This is a genomic window from Halomonas marinisediminis (assembly GCF_004347715.1).
Taxonomy (GTDB): Bacteria; Pseudomonadota; Gammaproteobacteria; order Pseudomonadales; family Halomonadaceae; genus Halomonas; species Halomonas icarae.
Genome location: NZ_SLTR01000299.1, coordinates 1 through 291 on the forward strand (window position 1 = coordinate 1; position 291 = coordinate 291).

The following is a 291-nucleotide window of genomic DNA, read 5'->3' on the forward strand; positions in this document are numbered from 1 at the left end:
TAGGTAACGTAGCGGATGATAAAGTCGGTCTGATTGCAGGCGTAACAAAAGACCTGACTGGTAAAGTTAAAGCGGGTGAACTGGTTAATATGGTTGCTCAGCAAGTTGGTGGTAAAGGTGGCGGTCGTCCTGACATGGCTCAAGCAGGTGGTACTGATGCATCAGCGCTACCGAGCGCGTTGGAGTCAGTAGATGCTTGGATTGCCGAACGGCGATAAAACCCCATAAAAACATACTTACGCTCAATCATTTTGGATTGAGCGTTCTTTCTTGTATCAAACCTGAACTTTC

The 291-nt window shown here is 46.7% G+C and carries 1 protein-coding gene; it reads left to right on the top strand.

What is annotated here, in order from left to right; translation table 11 throughout:
* Positions 1–218: DHHA1 domain-containing protein (locus E0702_RS16770; protein ID WP_205742014.1), on the top strand; the 218-nt coding region annotated here is incomplete at its 5' end.
* Positions 219–291 lie beyond the last annotated feature (73 nt).